This window comes from Pedobacter sp. WC2423 (assembly GCF_040822065.1).
GTDB lineage: Bacteria > Bacteroidota > Bacteroidia > Sphingobacteriales > Sphingobacteriaceae > Pedobacter.
On sequence record NZ_CP162005.1, the window covers coordinates 2227644 to 2244174 of the forward strand.

Sequence of the window (16531 nt, forward strand, 5' to 3'; positions counted from 1 at the left end):
ACAGAAAATGCAGGTATCACCTTCCATAGATTTGTCAGCAACGATTAAGCATTATCTCTTTTTGACTACTCAAACTGAAGAGATAAAGAAGCTGCGTCTGTTTTCTGACGGAAATACAGGAATGGTGTTCTCTTTTAAAAATCCATTAATTTCGCATTTTACCAGCCCGGATATTCCTGTTGAGCTTCCGGGCTCCTTTATTTACGGACAACCGGATGCTTACCAGGATTTATACTGCCAGGGAGAAACATCTTTAATGATTATTGTTTTTCATCCTCATGGATTGAGTCAAATGCCAGGAGTTCCTTCTCAGGAGCTTAAAAATCAACGTATCAAAACGGCAGATGTCTTTGGTACCCATGGAGCCGAACTTTACGAAAAGTTGTCGGACAGCACTTCGATTACCAGTAAAATTACTTTGGCCGAAGCTTTTTTCCGAAAGCTGATGGTACACAGGCAGCTTTCAGATCAGCCATTAATTTTGGCATCAATCAATTTTATTACGCAACACAAGGGTTTACTTCCGGTCAGTAAATTAGCAGATTTCACAGGTTATCACGAAAGAAAACTGGAAAGGACTTTTATAACTCACATCGGGATCAGTCCGAAAAGATTCAGTACAATTGTCAAGCTGCATGTGTTTCTGAAACAGCTCAGGGATAAACCAGTTCAGGAAAACCTGACTGCGCTGGGTTACGAAGCCGGATATTACGATCAGCCACATCTGATCCGTGAATTCAAAAAACATACAGGACTAACGCCGGGTCAATACAGCAGTATCACCGATCCGCTGGCCATCAACTTCCTGAGCTACTAAGCTGCACTGTCGGATTTGTACATTTTTATAGAATTCCTGCAATATATCTTTGTTCAAAACAGATAAAGATGGAAAACCTTAAAATTGCTACCGCACAATTTGAGCACAAAAGCGGAGATAAGAATTACAACCTTTCAATCATAGATGATTTGGCCGGAAAGGCTTCAAAAGATGGTGCAAAGGTTATTGCTTTTCATGAATGCTCAATTACCGGTTATACTTTTGCCAGAAATCTTTCTAAAGCACAAATGCTTGATTTAGCAGAATTTATTCCGGCTGGAGAAAGTATTTTAGCGCTTACAGCCATAGCAGCTAAATATAATATTGCCGTTCTGGCTGGACTTTTTGAGAAAGATGAAACGGATAATTTGTTTAAAGCCTATGTCTGCGTAGATAAAAATGGTCTGGTTGCCAGGTTCAGAAAATTACATCCTTTTATCAATCCTTTCCTTACACCTGGTAATGAATACTGCATTTTTGAGCTTTATGGCTGGAAATGTGGAATTCTGATTTGTTATGACAATAACATCACTGAAAACGTAAGAGCAACCACACTTTTAGGAGCTGATATTATTTTTATGCCGCACGTTACCATGTGTACCCCTTCAACCCGGCCGGGAGCAGGATTCGTAGATCCGGCACTATGGACGAACAGAGAAAATGATCCAACCTCGCTCCGCCTGGAATTTGAAGGGATGAAAGGTCGCGACTGGTTAATGAAATGGCTGCCAGCCAGAGCTTATGATAATGCAATATATGCAGTTTTCTCTAATCCGATCGGGATGGACGATGACCAGCTGAAAAATGGATGTTCGATGATTATTGATCCTTTTGGAGATATACTCAATGAATGTAAAACATTAGGGGATGATTATGTAGTAGCGGTGCTGACACCTGAAAAACTGAAGCAAGCAGGGGGCCATCGTTATATTCAGGCCAGAAGACCCGGGCTCTATAAAGATATTATTGGAAGGCCGCATCAATCCGAACAAAAAGTAGTCTGGCTTATTTAATTAATGATCAACTGACCGCCCTGGATAATGGCGGTCAGTTTTTTTATTACAGGAATTGCTCCTGTTTAATAAATAGTTCTTGCAGAATTAAATCTTTATGTTTTACTTTGTATCTCAAAGTTCTTTTAAAATGCAAGAAAAAGATATTTATTCAGAGCTGAGTTCTATCCGAAACCTGATGGAACGTTCTTCCAAATTCATTTCCCTGAGTGGTTTATCAGGGATTATGGCTGGGGTATATGCATTAATTGGCGCGTTTATAGGCTATAAAATAGTATATAATACACAAGGTATTTTGCAATATAGAGACAGTTATATCAGTGAATCACAGATTTTATGGCAATTAACCAGTATAGCTGCTGGTGTTTTAGTGCTTTCTTTAGTAACGGGGATCTGGCTGACTATTCGCCAGGCACGTAAAAAGGGAGAAAATTTCTGGAACCCGGTTAGTAAGCGGTTGCTGGTCAACATGACCATTCCCCTGGTAACTGGCGGATTATTTATTCTTATCCTGCTGATCCGCGGTGAATATGCAATTATTTGCTCTGCCTGCCTGATCTTTTATGGCCTGGCATTGATTGCTGGAAGTCATTACACGATATCTGCTGTAAAATGGCTTGGATTTAGTGAAATTATTATAGGCTTAATCGCAGCTTTAATCCCGGGTTACGGAATTATCTTCTGGACCTTAGGTTTCGGTATCCTGCATATTCTTTATGGTTCAATCATGCACTTTAAATACAATTAGTGAAAATTTCGCTGGAATCTTTCGATAAAGCTTTTGAGAACCGGTTACGCCTGCAAATTATGAGCGTACTGGTTGCCAATGCCTATTATGATTTCAATTCTTTGAAAGAGCTTTTGAATGCAACCGATGGGAACCTTGCCTCCCATCTTAAAGCATTGGAGAAGGAAGAATATATTACGGTAACCAAAAGTTTTATTGGTCGTAAGCCTAATACACAATATGCTGCTTCGGCAAAAGGGATCCTTGCATTTAAAAAACACCTGGAAGCACTTGAAAATTTAATTAAACAACAAAAGAAATAACCTTTTTTTTAACCTTGTACTTTGAATCTCAAAGTACTTTTAAATCACTCATATGAACTATCAACAAGAAAAACAAAGCAATGGATTCAGAACGTGGTTCTCGGAATCTGTTATTGTAAAGTTATGCCTTATAGGTGTTTTAACCCTGCTCCTGCTTATTCCTTCGGGCTTAGTACAGAATCTGATTTTGGAAAGACAAGCCAGACAGCAGGAAGTTAACAATGAAATATCAGACAAGTGGTCTGGAAGCCAGCTGGTAGAAGGTCCGATTTTGGTTATTCCTTATAAAACCAATGTTAACCATAAGGACAGTGCCGGAAAGGTGACCACAAAAGAAGTATTAACCAATATCTATATCCTGCCCGAAACTTTGAATATAACCGGTAAAGCAGCACCACAATTGCTGCATCGTGGAATATTTGATGCTGTGGTCTATAATTCAAAGATCAGGGTAAATGGAAAATTCAGTGCAATGGAATTAAGGAAATCAGGCATTAATCCAGATATGGTTCAATGGGACAAGGCAAAGGTAGACATCGGATTAAGTGATCTGAAAGGTTTAAAGAATAACCCTGTTATTAAATTAGCAGGTAAAGATTATGCTGTTGAACCAGATTTCACCACAATGGCTTTATTTACCAATAACCTGATTATCCAGCCCGATTTGAGTGCCGGTAAAAATACGGCACTGGATTTTAGTTTTGACCTGGATTTAAGAGGCAGCAATGAGCTTAGTTTCCTGCATATCGGAAAGAGCACCACTGTAAAGATTGACGGAAGCTGGGGAAATCCGAAGTTTACAGGACGTTATCTTCCGGAGCAGCGGAATGTATCTGCCAATGCATTTTCAGCCACATGGAAAATGCCCTATTTTAACAGGCCTTTCTCTCAGCAATGGATCAATGAGAATTCAACGCTGGTTACTGCTCCTGCAACTCAGGAAATTCCATTGCCGGAAACCAATGTTCAGGCACCTTTAAGGGATGGTTCTTTTGGTATCCAGTTTATTCTTCCGGTTGATCAGTATCAAAAGACCATGCGCTCAGGCAAATATTCTATTCTGATCATTATGCTGACTTTCATTTCGTTATTTTTCACCGAACTGCTGAACAAGAGAAAAGTGCACCTTTTACAATATGTACTGATTGGTGCAGCGATGATTATCTACTATACATTATTGCTCTCATTTAGCGAGCGTGTTGGTTTTAATGTGGCTTATCTCATTGCTTCGGTTGCTACAGTTTCATTAATTGGTAGTTTTATCGCAGCCTTATTAAAAAATAAAAAACCAGCTTTGATATTTGCCGGAATTCTGACTGTTTTCTACGGATTTGTTTATGTGATTATTCAGTTGCAGGACGTGGCTTTATTATTCGGAAGTGTGGGCTTATTTATTATTGTAGCGGCATTGATGTATTTATCGGCCAAAATAGACTGGAATAGAAATCCATTAGCAGAGATGCCGGATTCAGCGCAAAATGCGGCAGGAACTGTGCAAACAGAAACACAAGAATCGTAAATCATTCCTTACGGGAACCTCTTGCACGAGGTTCCCGTAATTTAAAAACCCATTTATATGTTTAGTTTTAGCAAGTATTATTTTGGACTTACTGTCTTATTATTTAGTATAGAGGTTTTGATTGCCTTATATGCGCATGATGAGTTCATCCGCCCTTATGCAGGAGATTTCCTGATTGTTATCTTCTTGTTTTGCCTGGTTAAAGCATTTTTAAATGTCCCTTCGAAATGGGTACTCATCAGCGTGTTATTGTTCTCTTATTGTGTAGAGGCTGGTCAGTACTTTAACCTGATTCACCATTTAGGTCTGGACCAGTCAAAAATAGCTCCACTGATTTTAGGCAATTATTTCAGCTGGACAGACATGGTAGCTTATACGCTGGGTGCAGCGGTTATTTTTGTGCTACAATCATCTCCTGGGGCCTCAACCCAAGCACATTGAAAAATGTATTGCTAAAAGCAGAGACACTATCATAGATTTTTTGGAAAAAAGGAATGCATACCAGGGCTACTGTAGGTTCATCTGCTTTACCAATAATTTTTCACAATCCCTGCACCTTCTCTTACTGCTTTTTAATGAACCTACCCGCTGTAACCTTCGGAATGATCACAAGCAGGTCATATCCCTTAATGATCCTTTGCATTTTAATATTTGTAATTTTCAGCCGCCCCTCGTTCAGCTCCTTTCTTAATGGAAGCAGATCAAAACAATACCACTGTTCCCCGTCGGCTATTTTAGTAATTGGCTTCAGGATCTTAAGAACGCTGCTATTGGGATCAATATTTTCTGCTGGAAAACCTTCAAACGGTGAAGCCTGGCTACCAGAGATACCCAGAATCATAATGTGCAGGGAACTCTTAAAATCGGCATCGTTGATGTTACTGATCAGGTTCCCGATATCGTACACGTCCAGAAGACTCTCTCCTTTTGTAAGATGGTTTGCTCCATATTTGAACAAGTTTCTTTTACCATACCAACTACTGTAAACTTTCATGAGCTGGTTTTTCATGAGCTGAACCCTCATCTCATGACTTTGGGATTTATAAATCCTGGCACTCAATTTTAGTGCATCGATAATCTTTGTTTCCTGTGTACTTAATTTAAGCAGGGACAGCCTGTCTATATTTTTCGCAAAATCATCGGTCAACAGATAAAAGGGTTTACGCTGATCCTTTAGAAAATTGTCAAAATATAATTTTGAACTATCTGCAATGAGCTTATAGAGCTCTTTTGCTTCTTTATTTCTGGTGGTCTGCTGTAACTCATTGCAAATTATCCTGTCACCAATCAGGAGTATCTGATCAGTTCCGCGGATGGTGGTATTTGATTTACTAAGTTGTTTTAGAAGTTCAAATTCCGGGGCAAAAGCATAGAAAGAAAAGGCATTTCCATAAGTGTCTGCATAGCGCTGCAATTCCACTTGCGACAGGCTTTTGATCTTTCCCTGAAGGATCTCTGCTGTAAAAGGATCGATTTCGCAGAAAAAATTCTCGAACTTGATCCTGGAAGCAATAGCAGAGGTAAAGTAAGGGATCTCATTGGTAAAATGGTCTTCGCCGATCAATACATCATTCGATACAGTTGCTTGTTTAAGAATTTTTTCCCAGCCAGAACCTGAAAATGTGCCTGCTTGTTTGGTAAAAGTTGTCACATTATTCCTGGCCAGGCTGGTAAGCAGGCTGTCTTGTGCAAAAGTGACTGAAGTTGTAGCAAAGAATAAAAATACTGAAAGTATCAGGCCCGGTCGGTTCATTTGATGCAGTGGTCTATATTTTGGTTTACAATTAAACATCTACAATATAAAAAATTATTCAGGATTTCATTCTTAGTTAACTGCTGAATCTCTTTTTGAAAGAAAAGTCGGGATGAAGCATATATATTTCATTTTTGGTGGTTTCAAGCTGAGCTTCTTTCGCATAAACGAACATTTGTTGTTCATAATCGCTGATAGCATCTTCCATACTTTCAAATTTTCCGTTAGTCAGGTTCTCTGATAAAATTAATGCATCCATGAGTCCTGTATTCACTCCCTGACCTGCAAACGGCGGCATCAAATGTGCAGCATCACCGATAAGCGTTACAGGTAAAGGACGATGGTATTTCCAGGGCTTATCTATTGGCAATTTTCTGGTTGGTAAGCCAACAAAAAAAGAGGTTGAGCGGAACAATTCTTTATAGCATTCATGCCAGTGATTTAACCTGCTTGAAAGAAATGTACTGATGCTGCTGATATTTTGAAAGTCTAATTTATTCCCATCATTCCATTCTCCAGGTTTTTTAAAAGTTACACCGTATATTAATCTGCCATTGTTATCGGGGTTTGCCACTAAATTGATGCCCCTATCTGTTGTCATCAATAGGTTATTACCACAAAGGTTATAGAATTCCGGACATTTTATTTCAGGTTCAGGTACTTCACCCTGAATAATAAAAGTTCCGCTATCTTCTACTACTGTATCCGTAACATAGGTTCTCCCCTTAGACATCCCACCATTAGCTACAATAACAAAATCTGCGGTTGCGTTCATTTCATTTTCAAAATGCAAAAGCCATTTACCATTATACACTTCAAGACCTGTAAACTTCCTGTCCCAAATAACTGTACCTGCTGCTAAACTGTCAAGCATTATTTTTCTCAGCATATTTCTGCTTATTTCAGGACTATTATATTGAGGTTCTACAGAAAATAACCTGTTACCCTTTTCATCGGTTATAATTCTGCCCATAGGTTTCGCCATTGCAAAATAACTTCCGAGCAACCCCGCTTTTTCCATTGCCTTTTGTCCTGAGCTTTCCTGCAAGTCGAGTGCACCGCCCCAAATTCTTGCTTGTGGATCTTTGTCTCTTTCAAAAACGGTTATGTCTGCACCTGTTTGCTGCAGTAATTTTGCCATGGTCAGACCAACCGGCCCTGCGCCAATAATGGCTACGCTCTTATTTTCCAGTAACATGCTTAATTCATTAGGATACAAATTTGTTAAGTATCTTAGAGGTAAAATAACTATGTCAGACATAAAAATAGTCGTAAAAGGCCTTTCATGGAAAAAGACAAGCAGCCCACAGCACCCCATATCTTAAAAAAGCTTGCTCATGTATTAGGGACAGCTGTAAAAAACAGGAGAATAGAAATCCCCGAAGAGTTTGGTAAAGGTTATTGCAGCGGATTTGTTTTTAATGCGCATATCCGAATGTTAATCATGAATTATGAACTCAATCAGGATTTACTTGTTGAGAATCCTGATCGGAATACTGCTGCGCAAATGATACTTTTTAAGTTTCAAAACATTTTCCCTAAAACAGAGACATTATCAGCGGGAAAGCAATTAAAAACAATACCCTCAGTTTTAATTGCGACCGGTAGTGTAAATACTGATGCTGTTATTCCTGTCCATACCAATACTGCGGTTATCAATATAGAGGTAGATGCAGCTTATCTGAAAGGACTATTTGACTTGCCGGAAACATCGCTGGTTTTACAAAATCTGTTACAGAATACGCAGCCTTTATTATTCGAACAAATGATTTATCCTTCCTTACAGAAAATTATAGAGGAGATTGTATCTGAATCTGTTGAGGAAACTTTTAAACTATTTTTTCTAAGGATAAAGGCAGAAGAACTGATTTGCAGACTATTAATGGAACTGGAAAAGCGGGATGAAAAACATATTTACGCTTTAAACATTCATGATATAGAAGCCATTTACCAATTAAAAGAGCAAATGCTTGAGCAGCTGGAAACTCCACCAGTTATTAAAGAACTGGCAGTTCGTTCTGGCATGAGCCCATCTAAACTGAAACGTGTATTCAAACAAATTTTCGGCAACAGCATTTTTAACTATTACCAGGAATTCAGAATGAAAAAAGCAGCTTATTTGTTGAAAGAAGAAAAGCTATCTGTATCAGCTGCAGGCTATCAACTGGGCTTTACCAACCTCAGCCATTTTTCCAGAGTTTTTAGAGAACATATCGGAATGAAGCCGAAACAATACAGTCAGTCTTAAAAGAATGGGAGCATAACCTGGTATTATTATTTTACCGGTGGAGTTGAATAGCAATATCAGCCAGATTCCTCAGCCCTTGATCAAGCTGTCCATTCCACGGCATTCCATAATTTAAACGCATGCAGTTAGCAAACTGGTTTTGTAAAGTAAACAATCCTCCTGGTGCTATACTGATCCCTTTTTTAATGGCCAGCTCATATAATTCAATCGTATTTACTTTCTGGTCAAATTCCACCCACAAAACCATTCCTCCCTGCGGCCTGCTCACTTTGGTTCCTTCGGGAAAATAATCATTGATAGCGCGTATATATTGCAGACTATTGGTATGCAGTGTATTTCTTAGCTTGCGCAAGTGATGTTCATAACGGCCAGTTTCCAGAAAATTTGCAATAACTTCCTGGGTAATGTTTGTAGAAGCAATCGCGTGGAAAAGCTTCATTCTGAGTATTTCTGATTTAAATTTCCCTGGCGCTATCCAGCCTACCCGGTAACCTGGGGCCAGCGTCTTTGAAATGGAACTGCACCAGAGTACCAATCCGCTTTCATCATAAGTTTTGCAGGTAACAGGCCGGTTAGTTCCAAAGTAAATATCACCATAAATATCATCCTCTATTAAAGGCACATGGTGCTTTTGTATAAGTCTTACTACTTCTTTTTTATGCTCATCGGGCATTAAACTTCCTAAAGGATTACTGAAGTTACTCACCAGCAGGCACAGATTAATTTTATTGGCTTCCAGTGCTTTTTTCAAAGCTTCTATTTCAATCCCGGTTTGCGGATGCGTAGGCAGCTCCAGAACCTTCAGACCAAGGCTCCTGGCCAACTGTAAAATCCCAAAATATACCGGGCTTTCTACTGCAATAGTATCTCCAGGCTTGCCCAGAGCCATCATTGCATAAGAAATGGCATTGATACAACCATTAGTCGTAATCATATTTTCATGACTTAACTCAGGTATAGTAAAAGCATGTCTTGCAATCTGCTTTCTTAATTTCTCATTTCCCTGGATTTCCCCATAAGCAGTACCACTCCCCTTTAATTCGCGCATGGCTTGAATCATTCCCTTATTTAATTTTGCTATAGGCAATAGTTCATCGGCAACCACCGCATGAGCCAGCGTAATATCCATTGGAGCAGCATTATTATATACTTTCTCCAGCAAATCTTCCAGCTGGATCTGACTGGTTTCAGTACTGGGTTCACTGATTTTTGGCAAAGCCGGAATTCGTGTTAACGATCCGCTGATGTAATATCCGGATCTTGGCCTGGTTTCGATAAGTCCCTTACTTTCGAGTTCATAGTACACCTTTATAGCCGTAGTCTGGCTTGTACCATAGCGCTTACAAAATTCACGGAGCGAAGGAAGTTTATCACCTATCTCCAGTACATTATTCTTAATCTGCTGTTCTAATCCATGAGCTATCCGCTGATACAAATGGTCTTTCTGCGCTAATTTATTTTGCATAATACTCAACTGCTATGCTCAAATATATCAAAACTGCATCTGCATTCATAGCAGTATTTACCTTAACTTTGTTTGAATTCATAAAGACAGAAATTTAGTATGGAAATTACACATAGCACCCCCCAGGACATTGACGCAATCTTCAACCTTTACGATCAGGCGACTGAACATATGAAAAAAGTAGGTCTTCTGTTCTGGCAGGGATTTGAAAGATCACTCATTCAGAAAGAAATTAATGAAAACAGGCATTATAAGATCTTAGTAGATGGACAACTGGCCTGTACTTTTTGCATAGCGCATAATGATCCGGCTATCTGGAAAGAAAAAGACAAAGACCCGGCAGTTTATATTCACCGTATCGCCACAAATCCTTTGTTAAGAGGCAATTCATATGTAAAACATATCGTTGCCTGGGCAACCAGATTTGCGAAGGAAAATCAGCGTTCTTTTGTAAGATTGGATACTGGAAGTGGCAATGACAAATTGAATAATTACTATATCAGCTGTGGCTTCAACTACCTTGGAGTTACCAAACTGGACGATGTAAGCAGTTTGCCTGCACATTATAAACACGGTTCTTTCAGTCTGTTTGAAATCCCGCTTAACTAGCAATATGAGTGATCAGACTAATTTAGAAATACTGCCTTCGGGTTTACCTGTTCCTGAGGATGATGGAGCTTGTGATCATTTATCAGGGTTAACTATTCCAGATCTGGCATTACGTGGCACTCATGGAGAAATAGTTGAGCTATCTGCAATTCAAGGCCGGCTGGTAATTTATTGTTATCCAATGACCGGCCCCGCAGAAGTTCCGCTTCCTGAGGGTTGGGATGCTATCCCGGGTGCAAGAGGTTGTACGCCACAGGCCTGTTCCTTCAGGGATCATTATCAGGAATTGAAACAGTTGAATACACAGGTTTACGGAATGAGTACACAATCAACTGCGGATCAGCTGGAATCAAAAGAACGGCTGCATCTTCCTTTTGATTTGTTAAGCGATGAAAATCTGGCATTTACAAAAGCTTTAAACTTACCACTTCACGTAGTAAATGAGCTTAGTTACCTGAAAAGGGTTACCCTGATCTTTGAGGATGGAGTAATCATTAAATATTTTTATCCTGTTTTTCCTCCCGATAAAAATGCAGAGGAAGTACTCGCGTATTTAAGATAAGAGTGGATTAAATCCACTCTTTAAATCAACTAACCGAAAAATCCGCTCATCAAAATCAATAATTTACAGCCGGAATTGTAAGGTTGTTCTGATTGCAAAATTTGAAGGCTCCAATCCTGGCTCACTTAAATGTTCTTTTTGCGTTAAACGGTGTAAGAAATCTATACGGATAATCTTAAAGATATTTTCTACGCCATAACCAACCTCTACATAAGGCACATTATTTAAACTCCGGTTCAGATTTGCACGTCCCCTTAAAAAGGCCTCATTATTTTTATTGGACAAGCTGCCTTGCAATACATTTAAAACGGCTACAGTACGTACATTCAAAGACTTTAACAGCGGAATACTGTTCGTAATCAGACCTTCCATATGCTGAGTATAGTTGAGTGAAATAAACCGGTCACTTGTAAATTCCATAAAACGCATGGTATTGAAGCTATAACGGTGATTTTCAAGTAAAGGATAAGGAATTGCACTAGGAATGTATCCTGCAGTCAGGGAATAATCCCCTATGCCCAAAATACCCATCCGTGGTCTTTGACTGATATTAAAATAGAATTTATTGTAGTTGAAATCTCCATATAAAGCCTTGGTTCCCCTGATATATCTGAAGGTTAATATCGGATTACTATTTCCATTCCCTATAATTAATCTTTTATTGATTTTAGAGGATTCCAGCAAACGTCTGCCTGGTGTCCATTGTACCTCTGTTGCAATTTCAGAAACTTCATAGCGGTTATAAGTCCGCTGATCTGCCTGATCGTGGTAATGGAAATTAAATAATGGGTCGAAAGTACGGTGGGCCAAGGTCACTTTACCTCTTATGGTCGGCGTAATATCAGTTTGAATGTAAGCCTGACTTATATTCTGGGTAAATGGCCCCCTTCTGATCACCCTGCCATTCCGGATAGAGGCCATGAACACATTGTTCGTTTTATTAATAAAATTCTCGAATTGATAACCCGTCTGGCCGATATCATGCTGAAAAGAGACACCCGCCTGTATCCATGGTTTACGAGAAAAAATATAATCTACAGCACCCCTGTATTTAAAACGTTCATCTCTGAACCCATAACTCAAAAAACCGCTCAGGATTAGTTTATCACTAAAATTAGTATTAGTAGTCGCCCCTATTCTGAGCACATTTCCTTCCAAATCGTTATAGCTATAGGTGTAAGGATAAGGGCCAAAACTTAGCTTACCCACTTTATAATAGCCATTGATTAACATTCCGGCTATATCTGCATAAGTTTTCACCAGAGGAAGATTTTTAACAGTATCTATCATTTTATAGACTGCCTTATCAGCAGCAGTTAAGGAATCCGCCCGGTTTTTCACCCAATACTGGTCATCTTTCTTATTGACATCTTTACTCATCACCAGACTCTCTTTAAAATCAGAAACCGGGTAATTTTTATTGACCTCAATATTTTTATTGGATAAATAGAATTTGGCAATAAAGCCGGATAATTTCTTTTGTGTGGTCCCTACGTTAACGACAATACGGGTTTGTCCTGGTAACCATGCAGTAGTTCCCTCTGCCTTGACCATAGCTTGCTGTATCCTGATCTTATTTAAAAAGTTCAGGTTTGCATCTTTTGAAACCTTACAATCAATCTGAAATAACGCATAGCTGTCACGTGTAATCCACATCACCCCATCAAAAGCCAGATCATGTGATCTTTTAGGCTTGAATTCAATTTTATAACATTCTCTGCCATTGATTTTATCATAAGCATCAATCAGCTCATAATTATAATATGTTTTCCAGTGATCACTGGTAGGCGAGATAAAGTCTTTATTTGCGAGTTTTAAAAAGTTGCTGTAAAAGTTATACTGCAAAAATGTGGACCCTACTAATTGAGAAATCAGTGTTTCATCTTCTATCCCTACTCCACTCACTTTGGTACGCAGCACATTTTCTGTTTTCCGCTCCGGATTGGTAGTATACTTATAATCAGAAACCGTTTCGGACATAAATATGGGTAAAATAGGTGTTCCTTCTTCTCCGGCAATCTTTTGCAGATTCTCCATCAAGGGTAAAACCTGTTTGATCACCTTATTCTTCTTCATTTTCTCACTGATATTAGTGACCGATATTTCAATACGGTTATAGCTCTGATATTGATAACTTTTCAGATATTTCTGATCATTGACAGGCTTATTTTTAACCAGGTTGTCCATAATTTCCCAGGCCGGGTTCACATAACTCTTAGGACTGATAGTAACCCCATTTAAAATACGTCCATTGACCGCCAGCTGAAAATCAACAATAGTATGAGGAGCTTTAGGCAACAGTTTTTTACCCGGCAGATAGCTGACATAGGCAGTATAGATAGAGTCGCTGGCGATATCATGAGGAATAGTCAGATGATATAAACCATCAAAATCGGAAGCAGTACCTTTAATTGTTCCATTTTTAAGCTTTACAAAAATGGTTGCATAGGGAATAGCCTCACCTGTTTGCCCATCAGTTATTTTCCCGGTTATGACCACCGGTTGTTGTGCATATACAGCATTTATGCCTAAAACGCTGATCATTAATACAAAAAGTATATGGTATAAATGTTGTTTTTTGCCGGAAGTCTGAAATAAAAAGAAGGCGTGTTCTTTAACCTGCATAGCGTAATAAATTGTTAAAGCTGAGATTTGCGTTCAATTCTTATAGATTGTAATTACAATTTAAAGACTATTTATATAATGTCAATGCTAATAAATAATTTTGGGACTGCGCTGAGAAGCCTTTAGCAAAGGCGGATTAATTTTACTGCGATATGGATTTCATTGACAAATATTAACGTGAACATCAATTGTTTGGATGTTTTGAAACAAAACTGTTACAAATATAGTGTTTGGGAGATCGATTTAGCACAAAAACTATTTGTTGATACAAGATTTAACAAATTTTAACTTTTCACCCATTCTGTCCTGGTAATTTCAAACCAGTCATGCGCATGTCCTTCTAAATCAAATTTTTCCAGATAACGCATTCCTATTTTTTCCAGCACCATTCTTGAAGCCTTGTTTCCTGAATCTGCCATCGCGTAAATTGCATGTAGCCTCAATTCATTAAAACCGTAGGCCAGAGATGCATGAGCAGCTTCTGTCGCATAGCCTTTTCCCCAATGTTTGTGTATAAACCGGTAACCTGCTTCATAGTAGCTGGTCTGGTTATTGTAACTTCCGGTCACATATTTTAATCCTGCCCAGCCTATAAATTCATTGGTATCTTTTTTGATTACTGCGAGCCTGCCTGTCCCGTTATCAATGTATTGCTTTCTGATAAATTCGATAGTTTCCTCTGCCTGTTTAACCTCAACAAATGGCTCCTCACCCAAATATTGAAAAATCAAAGGGTCAGTATACAGTTCATACATACCGCCAATATCTGACGGTAAAATCTCTCTTAAAATCAACCGCTCAGTTTCAATCCATACCTTCATACACTGTTTTACCAGTAATTTAACAGATATTTCCGTAAATACAGTCATTAAGAGCATAATGACTGTATTTATATAACTTACTTCAGCTTAAACTGATCTCCGGCCCCATAAATACTGAACCGCAGATTTTCAAAAGTAATCAGTTGATTTTCCCGGATCTTCACTTTTTCAGGATCAGCCACCCGAAGAACCTGGCTCACACCGGCTACGGTAATGTTTTTACCTTGTACAATGATCGCTGTTCCTTCGTCAATTCCGATACAATCATATCCAGGATAAGCCGTTATAGCAGATAAAAGACGGTTATAGCGGCTGCGTTTTATAAAGTGCTGATCTATAATAACAGAATCCAGCAAACCCATTCCACTTTCAAACTCAATATTATCAGCTCTCAGCTTATTGAAGGTTTCCCTGTAATTCGTATCGAGCAACTGATTTCCGGTAATCATATGTTTACTCATCACCGCAGCCCCGGCACTTGTCCCGGCAATAGTCGCCCCGTTTTGATAAGCTTGATGAATTGCCCCATAAACCGGAGTATTTAAAACGGCTTTCATAAAGCGGCTTTGATCTCCTCCTGTGATAAAAACAAGCCTTGCTCCTGCCAGAGAATCAAGCCATGACTGATCACGCACTTTCTCTCCGGCAAAGTTGAAACTATAAATATTGTTTTTAGCTGCTGCTGACAACTGGCTTTTGATGGCTTCAAATGAGGCTTCCGGCTCTGCTGTGGCCATAGGTAAAACCACGATATAATCGTTCGGTCTGAGATTAGCCGTTTTAACCAGCGTAGTGATCAGTTCAGGAGAACGCTTACCTCCTCCAATAATAAAAAGACTTCCCTTTGGTAAAACCGGAGCTGCTGGTTTAGTTTTATCTTGCGCAAATGAGGAATTCACCACAAACCATAAGAACAGAAAAGTTAAAGCTGGAATGCGCAGCTGAATTTTATAAGTCATCATCCCGTTATTTATAAATTAAAACCTCAATCTTCCCGTTTTCAGTAACTGTTCCTCTGTACATTCCTTCGGTATTGAAAGGCATACTCACATTACCTTTTGCATCCATAGCAATCAGGCCGCCATCACCGCCCATTTTACCCACTTTATCCAATACTGCACGGGAAGCATCGGCAACAGACATATTTTTATATTCCATCATGGCCGAAATATCATGAGCAACTACGTTACGGATATAAAATTCACCCCATCCGGTACATGAAATACCGGCAGTTGCATTATTTGCATAAGTTCCTGCGCCAATGATTGGAGCATCTCCTATACGACCATATTTTTTATTAGTCATTCCGCCAGTAGAAGTGCCTGCTGCCAGATTTCCGTTCTTATCTAAAGCCACCGCACCTACAGTACCAAATTTATAATCCCGGTTAATGGTTCCTAATTTCATTGATTTTTTATTGCCATGATCTAAAACAGATTTAGTAGAATCCTCTTTGATCGCTTGCTGTAATCCATTCCAACGTTCTTTAGTATAGAAATATTCGGGATTAACGATTTCAATTCCAGCCTGTTTAGCAAATAATTCTGCACCGTGGCCCACCATCATCACGTGTTCAGATTTTTCCATAACCGCTCTGGCTGCTGATATAGGATTTTTAATCGTAGTTACTCCTGCTACTGCTCCTGCCATCATTGTTTTTCCATCCATAATTGCAGCATCCATTTCATTTTTACCGTCATGGGTAAATACAGCACCTTTTCCTGCATTAAATAATGGAGAATCTTCCATGATATGAATAGTCGCTTCTACTGCATCCAAACTGGTCTTTCCCGATTTCAAAACGTCATATCCGGTCTGTAATGCTTTGGTCAATGCTGCAATATAAGCTGCTTCCTTTTCAGGGGTCATATTTTTTCTGGTAATCGTTCCCGCTCCTCCATGGATAACCATTACATATTTTTCTTGTCCATAAGCCAGGTTAGCCACCAAACAGCATAGCAGGACAGCTATTGTTTTTAAATTCTTATTCATCATTTTGGTTCTTTTATTTTGGTTGTAGGTGATTTGAATATAATAACAATTTTTGAG

The 16531-nt window shown here is 39.0% G+C and carries 16 protein-coding genes; 9 read left to right on the forward strand and 7 right to left on the reverse strand.

All coding sequences use genetic code 11. From position 1 onward, the window contains the following. Nucleotides 1-7 precede the first annotated feature (7 nt). The 6 genes from AB3G38_RS08930 (at nt 8) to AB3G38_RS08955 (ending at nt 4840) form a co-directional block, all read left to right on the forward strand. The gene (locus AB3G38_RS08930; protein WP_367868146.1) at nt 8-817 is read left to right on the forward strand and encodes a DUF6597 domain-containing transcriptional factor; all 810 of its coding nucleotides are present in this window, start codon (nt 8-10) and stop codon (nt 815-817) included. 68 nt (nt 818-885) lie between these two features. Then, on the forward strand, nt 886-1830 hold the full coding sequence (locus AB3G38_RS08935; RefSeq protein ID WP_367868147.1) for a nitrilase family protein: 945 nt from the start codon (nt 886-888) through the stop codon (nt 1828-1830). A 130-nt stretch (nt 1831-1960) separates the two neighbouring features. Beyond that, nucleotides 1961-2578, forward strand: a complete 618-nt coding sequence (locus AB3G38_RS08940) for a hypothetical protein (protein ID WP_367868148.1) — start codon at nt 1961-1963, stop codon at nt 2576-2578. Continuing rightward, nucleotides 2578-2880 carry a winged helix-turn-helix domain-containing protein gene (locus tag AB3G38_RS08945; protein ID WP_367868149.1) on the forward strand — a complete coding sequence of 101 codons (303 nt, stop codon included), beginning with the start codon at nt 2578-2580 and terminating at the stop codon, nt 2878-2880. The genes AB3G38_RS08940 and AB3G38_RS08945 overlap by 1 nt, the downstream gene beginning before the upstream one ends. 52 nt (nt 2881-2932) lie before the next feature. Then, entirely contained in the window at nt 2933-4399 is a 1467-nt protein-coding gene (gene creD, locus AB3G38_RS08950) for a cell envelope integrity protein CreD (RefSeq protein WP_367868150.1), read from the forward strand. A 57-nt stretch (nt 4400-4456) separates the two neighbouring features. Further along, nucleotides 4457-4840, forward strand: coding sequence for a DUF2809 domain-containing protein (locus AB3G38_RS08955; protein ID WP_367868151.1), 384 nt, complete (start codon nt 4457-4459; stop codon nt 4838-4840). Nucleotides 4841-4961: 121 nt separating this feature from the next. Here AB3G38_RS08955 and AB3G38_RS08960 read toward each other — a convergent pair whose 3' ends face one another. Both AB3G38_RS08960 and AB3G38_RS08965 read right to left on the reverse strand, forming a co-directional pair. After that, nucleotides 4962-6152 (reverse strand): hypothetical protein, encoded by a 1191-nt coding sequence (locus tag AB3G38_RS08960; RefSeq protein WP_367868152.1) that lies wholly within the window; start codon nt 6150-6152, stop codon nt 4962-4964. Between the two features lie 76 nt (nt 6153-6228). Further along, complete coding sequence (locus AB3G38_RS08965; RefSeq protein ID WP_367868153.1) at nt 6229-7350, reverse strand: FAD-dependent oxidoreductase; 1122 nt, start codon at nt 7348-7350, stop codon at nt 6229-6231. 87 nt (nt 7351-7437) lie between these two features. On the opposite strand from AB3G38_RS08965, the gene AB3G38_RS08970 reads away from it, so the two are divergent. Beyond that, complete coding sequence (locus AB3G38_RS08970; RefSeq protein WP_367868154.1) at nt 7438-8400, forward strand: helix-turn-helix domain-containing protein; 963 nt, start codon at nt 7438-7440, stop codon at nt 8398-8400. Between the two features lie 31 nt (nt 8401-8431). Here the strand turns inward: AB3G38_RS08970 and AB3G38_RS08975 are convergent, their stop codons facing one another. Then, complete coding sequence (locus tag AB3G38_RS08975) at nt 8432-9865, reverse strand: PLP-dependent aminotransferase family protein (RefSeq protein ID WP_367868155.1); 1434 nt, start codon at nt 9863-9865, stop codon at nt 8432-8434. A gap of 99 nt (nt 9866-9964) precedes the next feature. Here AB3G38_RS08975 and AB3G38_RS08980 point away from each other — a divergent pair, with 99 nt between their 5' ends. Next, nucleotides 9965-10474: a GNAT family N-acetyltransferase gene (locus AB3G38_RS08980; protein WP_367868156.1), complete on the forward strand. Its 510-nt coding sequence runs from the start codon at nt 9965-9967 to the stop codon at nt 10472-10474. A 4-nt stretch (nt 10475-10478) separates the two neighbouring features. Continuing rightward, nucleotides 10479-11036, forward strand: a complete 558-nt coding sequence (locus tag AB3G38_RS08985) for a peroxiredoxin (protein ID WP_367868157.1) — start codon at nt 10479-10481, stop codon at nt 11034-11036. A gap of 63 nt (nt 11037-11099) precedes the next feature. On the opposite strand, the gene AB3G38_RS08990 is transcribed toward AB3G38_RS08985, so the two are convergent. The 4 genes from AB3G38_RS08990 to AB3G38_RS09005 all read right to left on the reverse strand — a co-directional run bounded on the left by AB3G38_RS08990 (nt 11100) and on the right by AB3G38_RS09005 (nt 16477). Next, complete coding sequence (locus AB3G38_RS08990) at nt 11100-13661, reverse strand: DUF5686 family protein (protein ID WP_367868158.1); 2562 nt, start codon at nt 13659-13661, stop codon at nt 11100-11102. A gap of 284 nt (nt 13662-13945) precedes the next feature. After that, a complete protein-coding gene (locus AB3G38_RS08995) occupies nt 13946-14482 on the reverse strand; it encodes a GNAT family N-acetyltransferase (RefSeq protein ID WP_367868159.1) in 537 nt (178 codons plus the stop codon). 77 nt (nt 14483-14559) lie between these two features. Then, nucleotides 14560-15444, reverse strand: coding sequence for a cyanophycinase (locus tag AB3G38_RS09000; RefSeq protein WP_367868160.1), 885 nt, complete (start codon nt 15442-15444; stop codon nt 14560-14562). Between the two features lie 4 nt (nt 15445-15448). Next, nucleotides 15449-16477 carry an isoaspartyl peptidase/L-asparaginase family protein gene (locus AB3G38_RS09005; protein ID WP_367868161.1) on the reverse strand — a complete coding sequence of 343 codons (1029 nt, stop codon included), beginning with the start codon at nt 16475-16477 and terminating at the stop codon, nt 15449-15451. Nucleotides 16478-16531: the final 54 nt, after the last annotated feature.

What these genes read in the sequence shown, in the direction of transcription:
- AB3G38_RS08935 (WP_367868147.1), top strand. Translation starts at nt 886, where the DNA reads ATGGAAAACCTTAAAATTGCTACCGCACAATTTGAGCACAAAAGCGGA.
- AB3G38_RS08955 (WP_367868151.1), top strand. Translation starts at nt 4,457, where the DNA reads ATGTTTAGTTTTAGCAAGTATTATTTTGGACTTACTGTCTTATTATTT.
- AB3G38_RS08975 (WP_367868155.1), bottom strand. Translation starts at nt 9,865, where the DNA reads ATGCAAAATAAATTAGCGCAGAAAGACCATTTGTATCAGCGGATAGCT.
- AB3G38_RS08995 (WP_367868159.1), bottom strand. Translation starts at nt 14,482, where the DNA reads ATGAAGGTATGGATTGAAACTGAGCGGTTGATTTTAAGAGAGATTTTA.
- AB3G38_RS08970 (WP_367868154.1), top strand. Translation starts at nt 7,438, where the DNA reads ATGGAAAAAGACAAGCAGCCCACAGCACCCCATATCTTAAAAAAGCTT.
- AB3G38_RS09000 (WP_367868160.1), bottom strand. Translation starts at nt 15,444, where the DNA reads ATGATGACTTATAAAATTCAGCTGCGCATTCCAGCTTTAACTTTTCTG.
- AB3G38_RS08985 (WP_367868157.1), top strand. Translation starts at nt 10,479, where the DNA reads ATGAGTGATCAGACTAATTTAGAAATACTGCCTTCGGGTTTACCTGTT.
- AB3G38_RS08965 (WP_367868153.1), bottom strand. Translation starts at nt 7,350, where the DNA reads ATGTTACTGGAAAATAAGAGCGTAGCCATTATTGGCGCAGGGCCGGTT.
- AB3G38_RS08990 (WP_367868158.1), bottom strand. Translation starts at nt 13,661, where the DNA reads ATGCAGGTTAAAGAACACGCCTTCTTTTTATTTCAGACTTCCGGCAAA.
- AB3G38_RS08940 (WP_367868148.1), top strand. Translation starts at nt 1,961, where the DNA reads ATGCAAGAAAAAGATATTTATTCAGAGCTGAGTTCTATCCGAAACCTG.
- creD (WP_367868150.1), top strand. Translation starts at nt 2,933, where the DNA reads ATGAACTATCAACAAGAAAAACAAAGCAATGGATTCAGAACGTGGTTC.
- AB3G38_RS08930 (WP_367868146.1), top strand. Translation starts at nt 8, where the DNA reads ATGCAGGTATCACCTTCCATAGATTTGTCAGCAACGATTAAGCATTAT.
- AB3G38_RS08980 (WP_367868156.1), top strand. Translation starts at nt 9,965, where the DNA reads ATGGAAATTACACATAGCACCCCCCAGGACATTGACGCAATCTTCAAC.
- AB3G38_RS09005 (WP_367868161.1), bottom strand. Translation starts at nt 16,477, where the DNA reads ATGATGAATAAGAATTTAAAAACAATAGCTGTCCTGCTATGCTGTTTG.
- AB3G38_RS08960 (WP_367868152.1), bottom strand. Translation starts at nt 6,152, where the DNA reads ATGAACCGACCGGGCCTGATACTTTCAGTATTTTTATTCTTTGCTACA.